The sequence below is a fragment of the Clostridium polyendosporum genome (genome assembly GCF_018332455.1).
GTDB classification, from domain to species: Bacteria; Bacillota; Clostridia; order Clostridiales; family Clostridiaceae; genus Clostridium_AY; species Clostridium_AY polyendosporum.
The window spans coordinates 1-16,255 of record NZ_BOPZ01000034.1; the positions used below are offsets into that span (position 1 = coordinate 1).

General features: G+C 31.5%; 13 protein-coding genes and 1 pseudogene. 9 read left to right on the forward strand and 5 right to left on the reverse strand.

Annotation, left to right across the window (positions count from 1 at the left end; genetic code table 11):
• The first annotated feature begins 414 nt into the window (after positions 1–414).
• The 7 genes and pseudogenes from CPJCM30710_RS15170 to CPJCM30710_RS15200 all read left to right on the forward strand — a co-directional run bounded on the left by CPJCM30710_RS15170 (position 415) and on the right by CPJCM30710_RS15200 (position 6,981).
• Entirely contained in the window at positions 415–657 is a 243-nt protein-coding gene (locus CPJCM30710_RS15170) for a hypothetical protein (RefSeq protein ID WP_212905011.1), read from the forward strand.
• Between the two features lie 1,087 nt (positions 658–1,744).
• Positions 1,745–2,482: a zinc ribbon domain-containing protein gene (locus tag CPJCM30710_RS15175; protein WP_212905012.1), complete on the forward strand. Its 738-nt coding sequence runs from the start codon at positions 1,745–1,747 to the stop codon at positions 2,480–2,482.
• Positions 2,483–2,988: 506 nt separating this feature from the next.
• Positions 2,989–4,359, forward strand: coding sequence for an ammonium transporter (locus tag CPJCM30710_RS15180; protein ID WP_212905013.1), 1,371 nt, complete (start codon positions 2,989–2,991; stop codon positions 4,357–4,359).
• A 24-nt stretch (positions 4,360–4,383) separates the two neighbouring features.
• Complete coding sequence (locus CPJCM30710_RS15185) at positions 4,384–4,725, forward strand: P-II family nitrogen regulator (RefSeq protein ID WP_212905014.1); 342 nt, start codon at positions 4,384–4,386, stop codon at positions 4,723–4,725.
• Between the two features lie 262 nt (positions 4,726–4,987).
• Entirely contained in the window at positions 4,988–5,386 is a 399-nt protein-coding gene (tnpA, locus tag CPJCM30710_RS15190) for an IS200/IS605 family transposase (RefSeq protein ID WP_212905038.1), read from the forward strand.
• 11 nt (positions 5,387–5,397) lie between these two features.
• Positions 5,398–6,471 (forward strand): annotated as a pseudogene (gene tnpB, locus CPJCM30710_RS15195) (IS200/IS605 family element RNA-guided endonuclease TnpB).
• 270 nt (positions 6,472–6,741) lie between these two features.
• The gene (locus CPJCM30710_RS15200) at positions 6,742–6,981 is read left to right on the forward strand and encodes an alpha/beta-type small acid-soluble spore protein (protein WP_212905015.1); all 240 of its coding nucleotides are present in this window, start codon (positions 6,742–6,744) and stop codon (positions 6,979–6,981) included.
• A 237-nt stretch (positions 6,982–7,218) separates the two neighbouring features.
• Here CPJCM30710_RS15200 and allB (CPJCM30710_RS15205) read toward each other — a convergent pair whose 3' ends face one another.
• The 5 genes from allB (CPJCM30710_RS15205) to CPJCM30710_RS15225 form a co-directional block, all read right to left on the reverse strand.
• A complete protein-coding gene (gene allB, locus CPJCM30710_RS15205; protein ID WP_212905016.1) occupies positions 7,219–8,577 on the reverse strand; it encodes an allantoinase AllB in 1,359 nt (452 codons plus the stop codon).
• 35 nt (positions 8,578–8,612) lie between these two features.
• Positions 8,613–9,665, reverse strand: a complete 1,053-nt coding sequence (locus tag CPJCM30710_RS15210; RefSeq protein ID WP_212905017.1) for an ABC transporter substrate-binding protein — start codon at positions 9,663–9,665, stop codon at positions 8,613–8,615.
• A 139-nt stretch (positions 9,666–9,804) separates the two neighbouring features.
• Complete coding sequence (allB, locus tag CPJCM30710_RS15215; protein ID WP_212905018.1) at positions 9,805–11,157, reverse strand: allantoinase AllB; 1,353 nt, start codon at positions 11,155–11,157, stop codon at positions 9,805–9,807.
• Between the two features lie 28 nt (positions 11,158–11,185).
• Positions 11,186–12,238 carry an ABC transporter substrate-binding protein gene (locus CPJCM30710_RS15220; protein ID WP_212905019.1) on the reverse strand — a complete coding sequence of 351 codons (1,053 nt, stop codon included), beginning with the start codon at positions 12,236–12,238 and terminating at the stop codon, positions 11,186–11,188.
• A gap of 239 nt (positions 12,239–12,477) precedes the next feature.
• On the reverse strand, positions 12,478–14,106 hold the full coding sequence (locus CPJCM30710_RS15225; protein ID WP_212905020.1) for a PucR family transcriptional regulator: 1,629 nt from the start codon (positions 14,104–14,106) through the stop codon (positions 12,478–12,480).
• A 495-nt stretch (positions 14,107–14,601) separates the two neighbouring features.
• On the opposite strand from CPJCM30710_RS15225, the gene CPJCM30710_RS15230 reads away from it, so the two are divergent.
• Together CPJCM30710_RS15230 and CPJCM30710_RS15235 are read left to right on the forward strand one after the other, a co-directional pair.
• Positions 14,602–15,360 (forward strand): ABC transporter ATP-binding protein, encoded by a 759-nt coding sequence (locus tag CPJCM30710_RS15230; RefSeq protein WP_212905021.1) that lies wholly within the window; start codon positions 14,602–14,604, stop codon positions 15,358–15,360.
• A gap of 16 nt (positions 15,361–15,376) precedes the next feature.
• Positions 15,377–16,249, forward strand: coding sequence for an ABC transporter permease (locus CPJCM30710_RS15235; RefSeq protein WP_246503557.1), 873 nt, complete (start codon positions 15,377–15,379; stop codon positions 16,247–16,249).
• Positions 16,250–16,255 lie beyond the last annotated feature (6 nt).

A 16,255-nucleotide genomic window follows, 5' to 3' on the forward strand; every position in this document is an offset into this window, starting at 1 on the left:
TTACGGGTGGTCCTGACTTTGTCTAGAAAAGTATAGATTTTGAGACTAGAAGAGACAAGTGGTAATTTATTAATTCAATTTTGGAGCTAGTGATTGTCTCCCAAATCGAGCAAGTGTTGGAATTGCCAATCACGTTCCTTAGCGGTGTTGGCGTCGGCATCAGTGGGGTCGGCGGCGTAGGTGATAGATTTGGCAGCATAGGTAGCGGCGTGAACATTTAGCATTATACAAAGTACTAAAACTCTCTAAACCAGCATTTTTTCTATATGTTTTTATATTTTTTTCTTTTTAAGAAGACAAAAATATTACAATATTTATTTTTATCTTTAAAAAAACATGAGATAAGCATATATGATTATTAGCAGACCACTGATATTGAGACTATGGCTGAGAATAAGGAATGAGGTGTTATAAGTGATTAATGATAGAATTATTGTATCATCTGATGCAAACCAAGCCTTTGATAAAATGCAGATAGCTTTAGCTATTAGGAATTCTACCTATGAAGATAGCTTGAGCTGTTCTTTGTTGGAGAATGGTGTACTTAAAAATTGTGAAAATTGTACTTTAAACTATTTTTGTAAAAGAATAGATGAAGTTGCTCAGAATTATCTAGATAAGACTACTACTGTTTTGAATACATTTAGCTTTTTGTAAAAAGAGTGTAGGTGATGTGAAATAGCGTCTATTTTTTGAAAAAAATCACCTTAAAGCATATATCATACGTAAAGATTGAAAGGACAGATGATCAATAGCATTAGTAATAGATAATTGTCAGAATGCACCAGGGATTTACACAGGGTGGTACTGCAATAAGGCATCCAGGAAACTAGGTGTCTTTTAAACTTAACAAATTCTTTATATTGTTACAACAGTTCTATAATAAATCTGATGTATGATAAAGATACCCTATCTTTATTAACAAAATAAAAAAATAAAAAGCACTTGGACAAGATTTTAAAGCTTGGAATCAGGTGTTTTTTATTTTAAATGAAATGAAGTGAGAGTGTGAAACTAAAGAAGTATAAGCTGATGACCTACTGGAAAAATCGAGAACTAGAGTGTTGTTGCCCTGTGAACTACGCCCACTTTAGAAGTAAAAGCTTCCTGTTTCAAAGACCTCGCAACCTACTATCTCCACAGGCTTAAAATCGGATTGTACCAACCTTACTCTTTTTATATTTATAGCTGAATTTATATCTCTATGGTGCTTAGGTTAGGATCATTGAGCCCTGGAGCCAGGGTAAATTGCTGCACGACAATTTTGACATGAAGATCCTCAGTCATATTGGATTAGATAATGGAGTTACTATCCGCCTATAGTATACATTTAACTGCAATTATTTATCTTAAATAAGTTTATCGTAAATAAGGAGAAACCCTTAAAACTTATAGTTACACCGTTATTAATGCACAATTAAAAACATTGAACTAGCAATATATTAGTATTTGTTAAAATGTAATAACCATAGATTTATATTAATATAAATATTTATGAAAAGATTTATAGAAATTTTAAGACCCCAATAGTAGACTCTTTTTAAGAGCACTTCAAATTCAGTTTCACAATGCTCTAATAATCCAGATGTAATAATAGTATTAATCTATTTGTTTATTGCTTCTATTTTCTATACTGTATAAAAGTATTTTATAACTTCACAATATAATATCCATTTTAACTACATTCATGATTTATTACTTTTTACTTAGAATTTATTTATTTTAATTTTAGGGGGAACTGATAATGATAAAGTGTGAGAAATGTGGTATCAGCAATGAGGATAATTCACCTTTTTGTTCAGAGTGTGGTGATAAGTTAAGTAGAATGGCGTTAAATTATTCTGAAAAGGAAAAATTTCAAAATGGATCTTTTGTGGCATTAGGTGACAATGAAATAAGAGTTAAAACTTATCACTGTACAACAATGAAAAAGCCACAGGGAGAGGGGTATTTAACAGTTACAAATAAAAGAGTTATATTCCATGGGTATGGTAAATTCGGTGGGGGACGCAGCAGAATAGTAAGTGAGGTTCCAATTGAGTCAGTAAGTGGTATCGGATTTTATTATGGTAAAGGTCTTAATATACCATTTATAATTTTAGGAGTAATACTTAGTTTTTTGTCGCTATATATGCTTCTTTCACTAGATAAAGCAGAGGAAATATCTACATTTATAGAATTACTAATAGGGCTATTGCTAGCTTGTTTATGCCTTAGGAATTCTAGAAAATGTTTTTATAATATATGGGTGTATTCATCTGGAGCAAGTAGTACGCCTATAGATTTTGGTAATAGTACTTTTAGTAGTAAAATTACAGGCCAAGCAGGACTTATGTCAATAGTCGCAGATGTAAGTGAAGATACAGAATTATTAATGAAAGAGCTAGGAGCACTAGTATTGGATTTAAAAACTATGGGAGATTATGCAATAAGTAAATGGCTTCCTTCATATGAGGAGCAAAAGTCAGAAAATAGTGAATAGGTCTAATATCCTATGTTAAAATATTCTTACTATTTTAACATAATATACTAACATTGACACAATATGGATGTGAGGGTATAATATATATTATAGGACATAGGGGTCATGTAATTCAGTTTACATGGCCCTTTTTGTATTTTAAATAATACACATCAGGGAATATTGCATACAAGGAATAATTTCTTATTTTTTACATTATATTTTATATAAAAATATAATAATGATGCACTTATTTGTTATTTAAGTTTCATAATGAAGGAGGAATATTATATGGAACAAGTAATTAACACCGTATAGACATTTGTAGTAACGATTTTTGTATTTTTTATGCAAACGACCTTTGCAAAGGCAGAAACAGGTTTTACAAGAGCTAAAAACGCAGGAAATATTGTAATGAAAAATACCAAGAGAAATGCTTTTTGTGTTAAATGCAGTAAATTTCGGCTTTCGTCTCTATTTTTATTGTGCGAAAGTTGAGTAAATAAATAATGAAAGAGGGTATTGAAATGGAAAATCAAGTTTTATTAGATACATTCTGGGTTCTCTTGTGTGCAATGCTTGTATTCTTTATGAATCTTGGCTTTGCATCTGTAGAAAGCGGATTTGCACGTTCAAAAAACACTGTCAACATCTTATCTAAAAACTTTATTGTGTTTGCAGTATCATCATTAGGTTTTTATGTTTTAGGTTGGGGTTTGATGTTTGGCGATGGTAATGGCTTTATTGGTACACAAGGTTTATTCTTTACCAGTGGAGTTGATAATTCTCCGGCAATAGGAGATGCATACGAAGGAGTATATTCTGCAATATCATGGGCAGGCGTTCCATTCTGGGCTAAGTTCTTCTTCCAATTGGTATTCTGCGGTACTGCAGCAACTATCGTTTCTGGTGCTGTAGCAGAAAGAATTAAATACGTTTCCTTCATTATTTTCTCATTTATTTTGACTTTATTGATTTATCCTATCGTCGGTCACTGGATCTGGGGTGGAGGCTGGTTGGCTCAAAAGGGCTTCCTGGACTTTGCCGGGGGTACAGTAGTTCACTCTATAGGCGGTTGGGCTGCACTAACTGGCGTAATCATTTTAGGACCTAGGGTAGGCAAGTATACGAAAGATGGAAAAATTAATCCTATACCTGGTCACAATATGGGTCTTGCAACCATTGGCGCATTTGTCTTATGGCTTGGCTGGTTTGGATTTAATCCTGGCTCAACAATGGCTTTAAATCCTGAAGCAATCTCTCATATTCTCGTATCTACCAATAGTGCTGGTATAATGGGCATACTAGTAGCTACTGCAGTAACATGGAAAGTAACAGGAAAACCGGATTTAGGCATGTCCATCAACGGCTTGTTAGCTGGCTTGGTAGCGATCACTCCAGCTTGTGCTTATGTCAGCATCCCAGCTTCATATTTAATTGGTGCAATTTCAGGTATTATTGTAGTATTTGCAGTTATTAAGTTTGACAATCTGAAATTAGATGATCCTGTTGGTGCTTTGGCTGTCCATCTTGCAAACGGAGTTTTTGGTACCCTTTCAGTTGGCTTGTTTGCACAGGATGGAATAACAGGTATCACTACAATGAATGGTCTATTCTATGGTGGTGGCTTTAAACTTTTAGGAGTTCAAGCTTTAGGTGTAGTGTGTGTAGCAGCATTTGTTTTAGCTACATCAGCAATTACTTGGATAGTCATTAAAAATACCATTGGTCTTCGCGTATCTCTTAGAGAAGAAATTGAAGGTTTAGATATAGGAGAACACGGAAACCAAGCTTATCCTGAATTTGTTATTCGTAAGCCGTCTTATATTCACGTATCGGAGGATATACATGCTGTTTCAACGGGAAATATTACTCCTAAAAAGGCTAAAATTAAATAAAGTGAAAAGTGAGGTTGTGATATCATGAAACATATTAAAGCAGTCATTCGACCAGAAAAATTAAGTGATGTTCGCGAGGCTCTGGATGAAGCTGGATGTTCAGGTGGAATAATGGTTAGTGAAATCATGGGGCAAGGAAATCAAAAGGGAATTATACAAGCATGGCGTGGGGAAAAATACCAAGTTGATTTGCTTCCAAAAGTTATGTTAGATTTAGTAGTGAAGGATGAAGACCTAGAGACTGTGAAAAAAATCATAATCGATAACGCTCGTGTTGGTGAAATTGGAGACGGAAAAATCTTTGTTTACAATGTTGAAAGTGTTACTAGAATTAGAACCGGTGAAGAGGATAATGATGCAATATAATGATTTCTAGTTTTTACTATGTATGAAAATATGAAAAACCTTCGTTAGTGTTGTTGCGGTGAGCCGTAGCATAAGTAACGGAGGTTTTTTTTGTTAAATTATAGTTCACTGGTGTTAGAAAACTTTTAGTGCATGTAAAATTGTTTAACCTAATGGGCGGAATTCTCCCATCTCTAAGGTAGGAGATGGATAGACCTTGACGATAGTCAACAAAAGTATAGCATCTAAAATCAGTGGTTATAATATTAAAAGAGGTGTAGCAATGATTTTAGATACGAATAACCATTCAGTATTCAAACTTAATTACCATTTAGTTTTAGTCATAAAATATAGAAAGAAAGTTATAGATGATGATATTTCTAATAGGTTGCGAGAAATATTTGAATATATTTCTCCTAAATATAATGTGAATTTGGAAGAATGGAATCATGACAAAGACCACATTCATTTGTTGTTTAGAGGTGCTCCGAATACAGATATATCTAAATTTATAAATGCTTATAAGAGTGCTAGTAGTAGGCTTATAAAAAAAGAATATCAAAGTATAAGAAAGCAATTATGGAAAGAGTATTTTTGGAGTAGAAGCTATTGTTTGATAACAACAGGAGGTACTCCAATAGATGTAATTAGAAAGTATATAGAAAATCAAGGCATAAAGTGAGGTGAAGGGAAGTGTTAAAAGCTTATAAATATAGAATATTTCCAAATAGTGAACAAAAGACATACTTAGCTAAAACATTTGGGTGTACTAGGTTCATCTATAATAAAATGTTAGCTGATAAGATAGAGCATTACAATGCTAGTGGAGAAATGCTTAAAAATACTCCAGCACAATACAAGACAGAGTTTGAATGGCTAAAAGAAGTTGATAGTTTAGCATTAGCTAACGCCCAAGTGAATTTAGAAAAAGCATATAAAAACTTTTTTAGAGATAAATCTGTAGGGTTTCCTAAATTCAAAAGTAAGAGAACTAATTATCAAAGTTTTACCACAAATAATCAGAAAGGTACTGTATTTATTCAAAATGGGTATATCAAGATACCTAAGTTAAAATCAAGAATTAAAATTAAAAAGCATAGGAACTTCAATGGAATTATCAAAAGCTGTACTATCTCTAAAACTTCAAGTGATAAGTACTATAGTTCTATTTTGGTTGATACAGAGAGTATTAAATTACCGAAAGTGGATAAAAAAATAGGCATAGATGTTGGATTAAAGGAGTTTGCAGTATGCTCAGATGGGTATAGAAAAGATAATCCAAAATGGTTTAGAAAATCAGAAAAAAGACTAGCTAAACTTCAAAAAGATTTATCGAGAAAGCAAAAAGATAGCAACAATAGAAGGAGAGCCAGAATAAAGGTAGCTAAGTTATACGAGAAAATAGCTAATCAAAGACGAGATTTTCTACATAAGTTATCAACTAAACTAATAAACGAAAACCAAGTTATAGTTATTGAAGACTTAAAAGTGAAGGATATGATGAAGAATCAAAAATTAGCTAAGGTAATTGGAGAAGTAAGCTGGAGTGAATTTAGAACAATGTTAGAGTATAAAGCAAAATGGTATGGAAGAGATATAATAGTAGCTCCTTCTAATTATGCTAGTAGTCAGTTATGTTCAAATTGTAGTTACAAAAATGTAGAAGTGAAAAATCTAGCATTGAGAGAATGAACTTGTCCGAAATGTGGGACACAACACGATAGAGATATCAATGCAAGTAAGAATTTGCTGAAATTAGCGATATAATTTTGGTAGTTATCGAGGTTGGAACGACCTTGTTAGCGTGGGTAAACTTATAGCACTAGCTATATTGACCACGAAGCCACCAACTTCTAGAAGTGGTGGTAGTTCACAAACATAAGACATACCACTACTTCAAATAGGTGATGACATGTCTTTTATTATGTGGCAAGCACCACCTTTACTACAACTAATTCACTAATGTAATAACTTTTAATCTATACAAACTATGAATATATACTAAATATTAATTAATATTCATAGGAGGATCTAATTATGACAAATAGAAGTAATCAAATATTAGTGCCAGAAGCAAGAGCAGGGCTTGATAGACTTAAAATGGAATCAGCAGCTGAAGTTGGAGTTAACTTAAAAAATGGATACAATGGAGATTTAACAGAAAGAGAAGCTAGTTCAGTAGGCGAAAACATGGCTAAGAAAATAGTAGAATCTGGTTCAGTAGGCGGAAACATGGTTAAGAAAATGGTAGAAGCTTATGAACAAGGGTTAAAATAATATATAAACAAGAAAAGTTCTAGAATTAATCTAGGGCTTTTTCTTTTATGGCATTAATTATTAGTAATAGAAATTAGTACAGAAACCTTGATTTTTATGGAGTAAGTAAAGCGATTTTTACAGGCAAACAGAAGATTAAAAAGAATAAATTACAATAAATAGTAACAATAAAGCTTGTCTCAAAAATCATTTTGAGACAAGCTTTATTAATCATAATAAAATCAAATTAATATAATTTTATCTATGGGGTTTTATTAATTTACCATATGTTGTGCTTTCAAGTATATTTCCATTTTCAGCAATTACTTTTCCGCGAAGTATTGTTAAAACAGGAGCTCCTTTTCCTTTTAAACCTACAAATGCAGATTGTTTATTCAGATATTTGAGACTCTCATTTGTAATTTCCCATTCTTTATTTGGATCAATAACAGTGAAATCTGCATCGAAACCCACGGAAATATCACCTTTTATACCGTATATACCAAATATCTCAGCCGGACGTTTACTTAGAACACTGGCCATTATTGTAGGGCTTAATTTATGATTATTTACTAATTGGTCAAAAAATACTTGTACAGTGGTTTGAACTCCGCTTAATCCTCCCCATGCACCAAAAGCACCAAGTTTCTTTTCTGTCTTTTCTTCAGGGGTAGCTGGTGAATGATCAGAACATAAGCAATCTAAAGTTCCATTACAAATATATTCCCATAAGCCTGCACAAGATTCTGCTGTTCTTAGAGGGGGAGAACATTTAAAAAGCATACCGTTCTTTATTAGATCATTACCTGTAAACATTAGATAATGCATACAAGTTTCTCCGGTAACATTAATGCCATTTGCTTTTGCTTTTCTTATTTCTTCTGCAACCAGTGGATGAGAAACATGACATATATGAATTCTGCTGCCAGTCTTTTCTGCAATAGAGATTACATTTTTAGTAGCGATTAATTCTGCTTCTACAGGTCTGGAATCTAAGTAATCCTGTGCAGAAAGTGTGCCTTGAGCAAGTTTGTCTTTCTCCAATTTTTCAATAATATCATAGTCTTCGCAATGAAATCCTGCAATCCCATTAAACTTTTTTAATATTAACAAAGCTTTTTCTATTTCATCGAAGCTCAGAGAAGTATAATCTTTTCCAGCACTGCAAATAAAACTTTTAAAGGCTAAAGCACCTGCTTCATTTAATTCACTAAGATCATTCATATTATAATTAACAAGAGCACCCCAGAGTCCATAGTCTGTAAATGCTTTTTCTTTTACTAAGTTGTGCTTAGCTTCAAAAATATTTTTATTAGATACTGCTGGTTTGTTATTCATAGGCATATCAATAATTGTTGAGATGCCACCTATTGCTGCTGCAGCTGTTCCATGTTGAAAATCTTCCCGCCAAGTATAACCTGGTTCATTAAAATGTACGTGACAGTCGATGAATCCTGGAAATATATATTTCCCATCCAAATCTAATATTTCTTTAGCAACAACTGATTTATCATTTGAAAAAATATCCTGGATTTTTCCATTGGTAACAGCAATGCCACCTAAGACAATATTATTACAAGTTACAATATTTGCATTTTTTATAAATAAATCATACATAATAAACATCCCTTATTGTTAAATTTTATATTTATTTAATCTACTGTTACAAGTTCTGGAAGAGCATTCTTTAAAGGAGTATAATCTGCATAAGAATCAAACTTAGGAACAGACTTAATATTTCCCGTTTCATTCATAAATTGTGCCATTACATTTGAAGAGTCTACAAATGACTTATCAAATTTCATAGTATAAACATTTTTAGCCATAATCTTTTGTACTTTATTGGAATCAAGATTAAGTTCAGTAGCAATTATTTTTGCAGATTCTTCAGGATTTTTATTTATATAATCAGTTGCTTTTGCAAGAGCTTTAAGTAAGGCTTCTGCTTGTTTAGGATTATTTTTAAGAAAATCTCCTGTAACCTGTAAAGTAGTATGGAAGTTTAGCCAATCAACAGAACCGGTTTTCTCAGGTAAATAAGAATGTAATCCGCTGAATAATAATTTACCGCCTGTATCTAATGCATTAGTAACCCATGGTTCCCAACAAGCCATAATATCGATATCACCACGTTCAAGTGCAGAAATTTGTTCAGATGGTGATAAGATAACAAATTGTATTTTATTTATATCCACGCCTAAATCTTTACACATATTACGTATTGCTATAAGTACTCCAGCACCTGAAGCAATACCGATTTTTTTACCTTCAATATCTTTTGCACTGTTAATAGTTACATTTTTACCTGCAACTACACATTGAGTATCTCCTATATTAGCCATAGTTGCTAATATCTTAACATCAACATTGTTGGCAGCAAGTGCAATATCTGTATAAGTACTCTCAAAAGATACCTTAGCTGTGTTACCAGAAATTAAAGGTGAAATGTCACCGCCAGATTGTAATAATTTATTTGTAACTTTTAATCCTTCTTCTTTAAAAAATCCTTTTTTATCAGCTATAATTTGCTGTGCTGATATTTGAGGATCTACCACACCGTATGCCTCGATTTCAAATAAATTACCTCCATTATCTGAAGCAGTGGATGCCTTGTTGGCAGAAGAACTGCAGCCATAAAGTGAAACTGTAAGTACTGCAAGAGTGCTGAATACAGCTAATAATTTTTTGAGTTTAGTATTTTTCATAGTTAATTCCCCCTAAAATATGTTATTAATTTCTTAAATTGTACAAATAAAAAAGACGTAAATATAATTTCATTTATATTTATATCTTTGTAAAAATCACCTGATTATTTAATTATAATAAAATCAAATTAATATAACTTTATTTATTGCGTTTTATTAATTTGCCATATGGTGTGCTTTCAAGTATATTCCCATTTTCAGCAATTACTTTTCCGCGAAGTATTGTTAAAACAGGAGTTCCTTTTCCTTTTAAACCTACAAATGCAGATTGTTTATTCAGATATTTCAGACTCTCATTTGTAATTTCCCATTCTTTATTTGGATCTAGAAGAACCATATCGGCATCATATCCTATTTTTAAATGTCCTTTATTATTTATTCCAAAAGTTTTTGCAGGATTAGAAGACATTATTTTAGCTATTAATGAAGGTGAAAAACCTTTTTTAACAACAAGATGATCATAAATAATTTGTAATCCATTTTGAATTCCACTAATACCGCCCCAAGCATTAAAAATACCAGAATCCTCCGACTTTTCTTCTGGAGCACAAGGAGAGTGATCACTTACAATAATATCAAGAGTTCCATCAACAACATAATCCATTAATTTTTCTTTGTCATTTGGAGTACGAAGCGGTGGAGCACATTTAAAAATTGCACCTGTATTTAAAAAGTCATTTTTATCAAAAACTAAATAGTGAGGACAAGTTTCAGCAGTAATTTTTACACCAGCTATTTTAGCTTTTTTTATTTCTTCTGCAACAGCAGGATGACTTACATGACATATGTGAACACGGCAATTTTGTTCTTTTGCCAATTCTATGATGTTTTTTACTGCTATTAGTTCAGCGATTACCGGACGAGAATTAAGAAAATCTATACGGGTTAATCGTTCTTCTTTTATAGCTTTATTTTGCTCATAAGTAACAATGCTGTAATCTTCGCAATGAAAGCTGGCCATACCGTCAAATTTTTTAATAATGGATAAAGCATCTCTTATTTGTCCAGCTGTTAAAGTTGTATAGTCTGGACTAACTGGCGCAAAAAAACTTTTAAAAGCAACAACTCCACAGGAGTTTAATTCATCAAGGCTATTTATATTATAGTTTACAAGAGCTCCATAAAAAGCATAATCAACATGTGCTTTAGAAGAGACACAATTTTCTTTTGAAATAAAAATATCCTTATTTGATAATGCTGGTTCATTTTGCATTGGCATATCTATAATAGTTGTTACACCACCTAAAGCCGCAGCTTGTGTTCCGTGCTGAAAATCTTCACGCCAAGTAAAACCAGGTTCGTTTAAGTGCACATGACCATCAATTATTCCAGGGAAAAGGTATTTACCAGTACCATCAATAGTTATTTTTGAAGTTTCTTTACAATCATTAAATATAATGTCTGCTATTTTCCCATCCTTTATTGCAATACTGCCATGTTCAATTTTTTCACAAGTTACTAAATTTACATTTTTAATAATTATATCGTACATATAAATCATCCCATCATTTATTGTTAATTTATTTAGCAGTTACTAATGAAGAATCTACAGAAGATAAAATTTTAGTATCTGTGTATTGAGAAATGTCAGGTACTTTACTTATATTTTTCATATCTAACATGAAATTTGCCATGGTGTTTGTACCAGAAACAAATTGATCATCAAATTTCATTGAATAAACATTATTTTTCATAATTCTTAAACAATCTTTAGGGTCAATATTAATTTCAGCTGCAACTATTTTAGCTGCTTCTTCTGGATTATTATTAATATAATCAGTTGCTTTCTTTAAAGCTGTTAAGAATTTTTTAAGTTCTTCAGGATGTTTATTATAAAAGCTTTCAGTTGCTTGTACTGTCATATAGAAATCAATCCAATGTACACTTCCTTGTTTTTCAGGTAAGTTTGAAGTTGTACCACTAAAAAGAAGGGTTCCGCCTATGTTTTGAGCCTTACCAACCCATGGCTCCCACACAGCCATAGCATCAATGTCACCTTTTTCTAGAGCTGATAGTTGTTCTGATGCTTGTAAATTTACAAATTGGATTTTATTAATATCTACTCCTAATTCGTTGCACATATTTCTTATTGCAATAAGTACTCCGGCTCCAGAAGTCATTCCAATCTTTTTCCCTTCAAGGTCTTTTGCAGAAGTAAGCTTTAGACCAGGACGAGCAATAACTGATTGAGTACCAGCAGCGTTAGCAAGTGGAGCAAGCACTTTAACTTTAATACCATTTGCAGCAACTGAAATGTTGTTGTAAACTGATCCGAAGCATACAGATGCAGTTCCGCTAGCCACAAGCGGAGCATTTTGATCTGGGCCAGTCATTAATTTATTGTTTACTTTTAAACCTTCTTCCTTAAAATAACCTAGTTTATCTGCTATGATTTGTTGAGCAGATACTTGAGGATCTAATTCGCCATATGCATCAATTTCAAATAAATTATCTCCATTATCTGAAGCAGTAGATGCCTGTTTGGCAGAAGAACCGCAGCCATAAAGTGAAGTTGTAAGTACTGCAAGAGTGCTGAATACAGCTAATAATTTTTTCAGTTTAGTATTTTTCATATTTAATTCCCCCTAAAATATGTTGTTAAATTGCTAAATTGTAAAATAAAAAAAGACGTAAATATAAATGAAATTATATTTACGTCTTTGTAAAAATCACGTGATTATTTAATTTTAATAGAAGATAAAATTTAGTATAGTAAATTTAACTATAGAATTATTATAGCAGAAATTTTCACTATGAATATAGGCAGGTTGTACAAATAGTAAATAAAATTAATACACTTTGCACAAAAAGTCTAGTGCTTAAGAATTTCATATGCACAAATTCCAAGATATACAGAAAACATTTTATCATTATCAGAAAAGTCGCCATGCAGAAGTTCTTTTATCTTATCCAATCTGTTAATCAAAGTATTTCTATGAAGAAACAGTTTTTTTGCTGTATCTGTACAATTAAATTTGCTTAGGTAGTATACCTTTAATGTATTAATTAGGTTAGTATTGTTATCTTTGTCAAATTCAATTATCGGCATTATAGTATCCTCACATAGTTTCATTAAAGAGGCTTCAGACATTTCTGAGAGAAGATGATATTCATGCTTATTAGAGTAGCAGCATATCGGCTCATTAATATTTTGATGTTTTTTTAAATTTATACAATTTAATGTATCTCTGAAAGCAGTACGAATTGATGTTATACCGGAATGACATCTGCTTATACCTATATGCAGAGTGCAGCTTATACTGTCACCTAACTTATTATAAAAATCATAGACAATATTATAAGTATTATTCACTGCCTCAATATTACTCTGTTCTAGTTTATAAAACAGGAATAAGCTCAGTATATTATTATTTGCACATAAAAATAAATTTTGGTGATCACGAAAAGTATTTGAAATTGCTTTTTGCAAAGTAGAAATTATTTTGTTCCTATGCTGATCATTTTCACAGTTCTCTAAAATGAAGGAAGCACATACACGTTTTTTAGTATAATCAAAATCATAAAAATTACATATTTCTAAAATTTCTTTTTCGCTTTTTTTATTTTCCGATATAAGAAAATCAAAAAAGAAGTTATGATATGAGTTCGATATAGTTTTTATTTTATCAGATCTAGTAATTTCTAAAGAAATTATGCTTTTAACTTTTTCTAAAAGCATTTTATGAGGTGAAGTTAGCTCAGTGTCATCTATCAATATACAAAGCATACCTGTAAAGTTTGGCAATGTTATTATATAAAAACGGAATATTTCATAATTTATTTTAAGATTGGTATAAGCAGTGTCACTTATTTCTGTATGACTTATATAAGAAGCTGTCCCTACAGAAGATACTTTAGGTAAGTCTATTCCGTTTACCAAATGCTCATATTCTGGAGTGAAGCTTGCTGAAATTACATTATATTCACAGTCCATAAGTATAATAGATTTACTTATAAAATGAGATAATTCGTTAATCATAACATCAATGCCTTTATTTTCAAAAAATATAGAAGAAAGAGTATTGATAATATTGTATTGAAGTAGATTTTCATTAAATTCTTGAGAATAAATAGCATTATAAATTGTCTTACTTATTTCAGAAAAGGAATAGTAGAATGGGACTTCTATAAGAGGAAGCCCTACTTTTTCAGCTTCTTCTATCATTATAGAAGGAATAGTTTCAAAAAATCGCTTGATTTTAATAGCTAGTGCAGAGCAGCCAGTTTCTTTTAACTCTCTGATTATATTTATTTGTGCTTCTGTATCATCCTTAAAAATATATCCGGTAGTAAGTACGAGCTCGTCCTTTTTTATCCATCGGATTACATCAGGATTATCCAATACGTTCACACTTAATATTTTATTATTAAGATTAGATTTGCCAGCAACACATTTAAAGTTATTTAATTCTGTACTATTTATTAACCAATCTAAATTCAAAAAAATCACCTCAGTTCATCTTAAATGAAAAATAATATTTAATAGGCATCTGCCTATTGAATTCGTGTAGATAGTTTGAACAAATTTCACTTTGTGAAATTGCAGCAAATAAAAAAGCAACGAAGCCATATAGATATACAACTTCATAACTAAACTTATAATTCAGAAAAAAGCATTGCATGTCGAGGCTATTTTTCTGAATTGTTTAAAGATTGAAGTTGTTTATCTTTACTAGCTTCATTGCTTGAAAAAATATTATCATATCTTAAAAGTAATGTCAAAAGAAATAATGTCATATGTGCACAGTTTAATTGATCAAAAATATGCACATTGTTATTGCGGTTATGAACTTAATGTATTAAACTAGAGATAACTTAAGGACGAAACATATTGGAAGGACAAATGTTTTTTCTGAATATAAAATTAATTTGCAAAGGCGCAAAACAATTAATTAATTATTGTTTTGTGCCTTTTTATTTTAAAGGAGGAAATATTATGGGTGTGTCATTAGTGAGAGTATCTAAAGCATTTGATGAATCAGAAGGAAATTTAAGATATATTTTAAATGATTTTTCATTGAATATAGAGGATGGAGAGTTTATATGTATTTTAGGTAAAAGTGGCTGCGGTAAATCAACGTTGCTTAATTTAATTGCAGGGTATCTTAAAGCAGATTGTGGAAATATTCTTGTAAATGGGGCAGAAGTAGATGGGCCTTCAGCAGAAAGAGGTGTTGTGTTCCAACAGCATGCACTTTTTCCTTGGTATACTGTATCACAAAACATAGAGTTTGGATTAAAAATAAAAAAGAAGAAAGAATCTAAAGAGATTGTAAAAAAATATATAGATTTGATTGGTTTACAAGGCTATGAAAATAAATATCCATCAAGCCTTTCAGGTGGTATGGCTCAAAGAGTCGGTATAGCAAGGGCTTTGGCCAATGATCCGAAAGTACTGCTTATGGATGAACCATTAGGAGCATTAGATGCAATGACAAGAGATACCATGAGAAAAGAATTAATAAAAATATGGAAAGCAACACAAAAAACAATTATATTTGTTACTCATAGTGTACCGGAAGCAGTATATTTAGCAGACAGAGTAGTTCTTTTAAAAGAAGGACGAATAGAAATGTTAGAAAATATAGATCTGCCAAGACCAAGGGATACAAGAAGTTCTGAATTTTTGAGATATGTAGAAATGTTTGAAAAAGGGCTTACAGACAACTTAGATGAAGCTGTAATTACAGAATAGAATGGAGGTATTTAAGATGAAAGATGAATTAGCATTAGAAATGAATAAAGTAATAGAAGTTAATGAACCACGCACATCAAGAAAGACAGCACAAGCAATACGTGAAAAGAGAAACAAATGGTATAAGGTACTTTCATTAATAACATTTTTTATCATATGGGAAGTTTTTAGCAGAATTAATATTTATGAAGGTTGGTTCAACCCAGTATTTTTACCGTCACCTACCTTAATCATTGAAACAGGATATGTGTATATTCAAAAAGGAATTTTGTTTAAACACATAGGAATAAGTTTATATAGAATGCTGAGCGGATTTATGATTGGAACTATTATAGCTGTTATTATAGGAGCTTTGATTGCAAACTTTAAATGGATTGAAAATACTATGATGCCTATTATTAATATGTTTGGACCAATACCAGTTCTTGCATTTTTACCAATGTTTTTAATCTGGTTTGGTATTGGAGAAAACTCTAAAATAACATTGATTACATACACAACATTTATATCAATGCTGCCATATGTAACTGATGGAATAAAAAATACAGATCCTCTTCTTATAAGATCAGCTGCCAGTTTAGGTGCATCAAAACTGCAGGTATTTACTAAAGTAATATTGAATTCTGCTATGCCAAATATTTTTACAGGAATGAAAGCTTGTCTTGGCTTAGGATTCTCTTCTTTAGTAGTAGCAGAAATGATGGGTGCATCTTCTGGATTAGGATATATAATAGTAGATGCTAAAAATTGGTTTAAAATGGCGGATATGTTTCTTGCAGCAATATTAATAGGTATATTATATACACTATTTTATGGTGTTCTTACTATTATAGAAAGTTTCTTATTCAAGTGGAAGAGAGATGGAATATCAAGTGCAGTAGAATTATAAAGACGG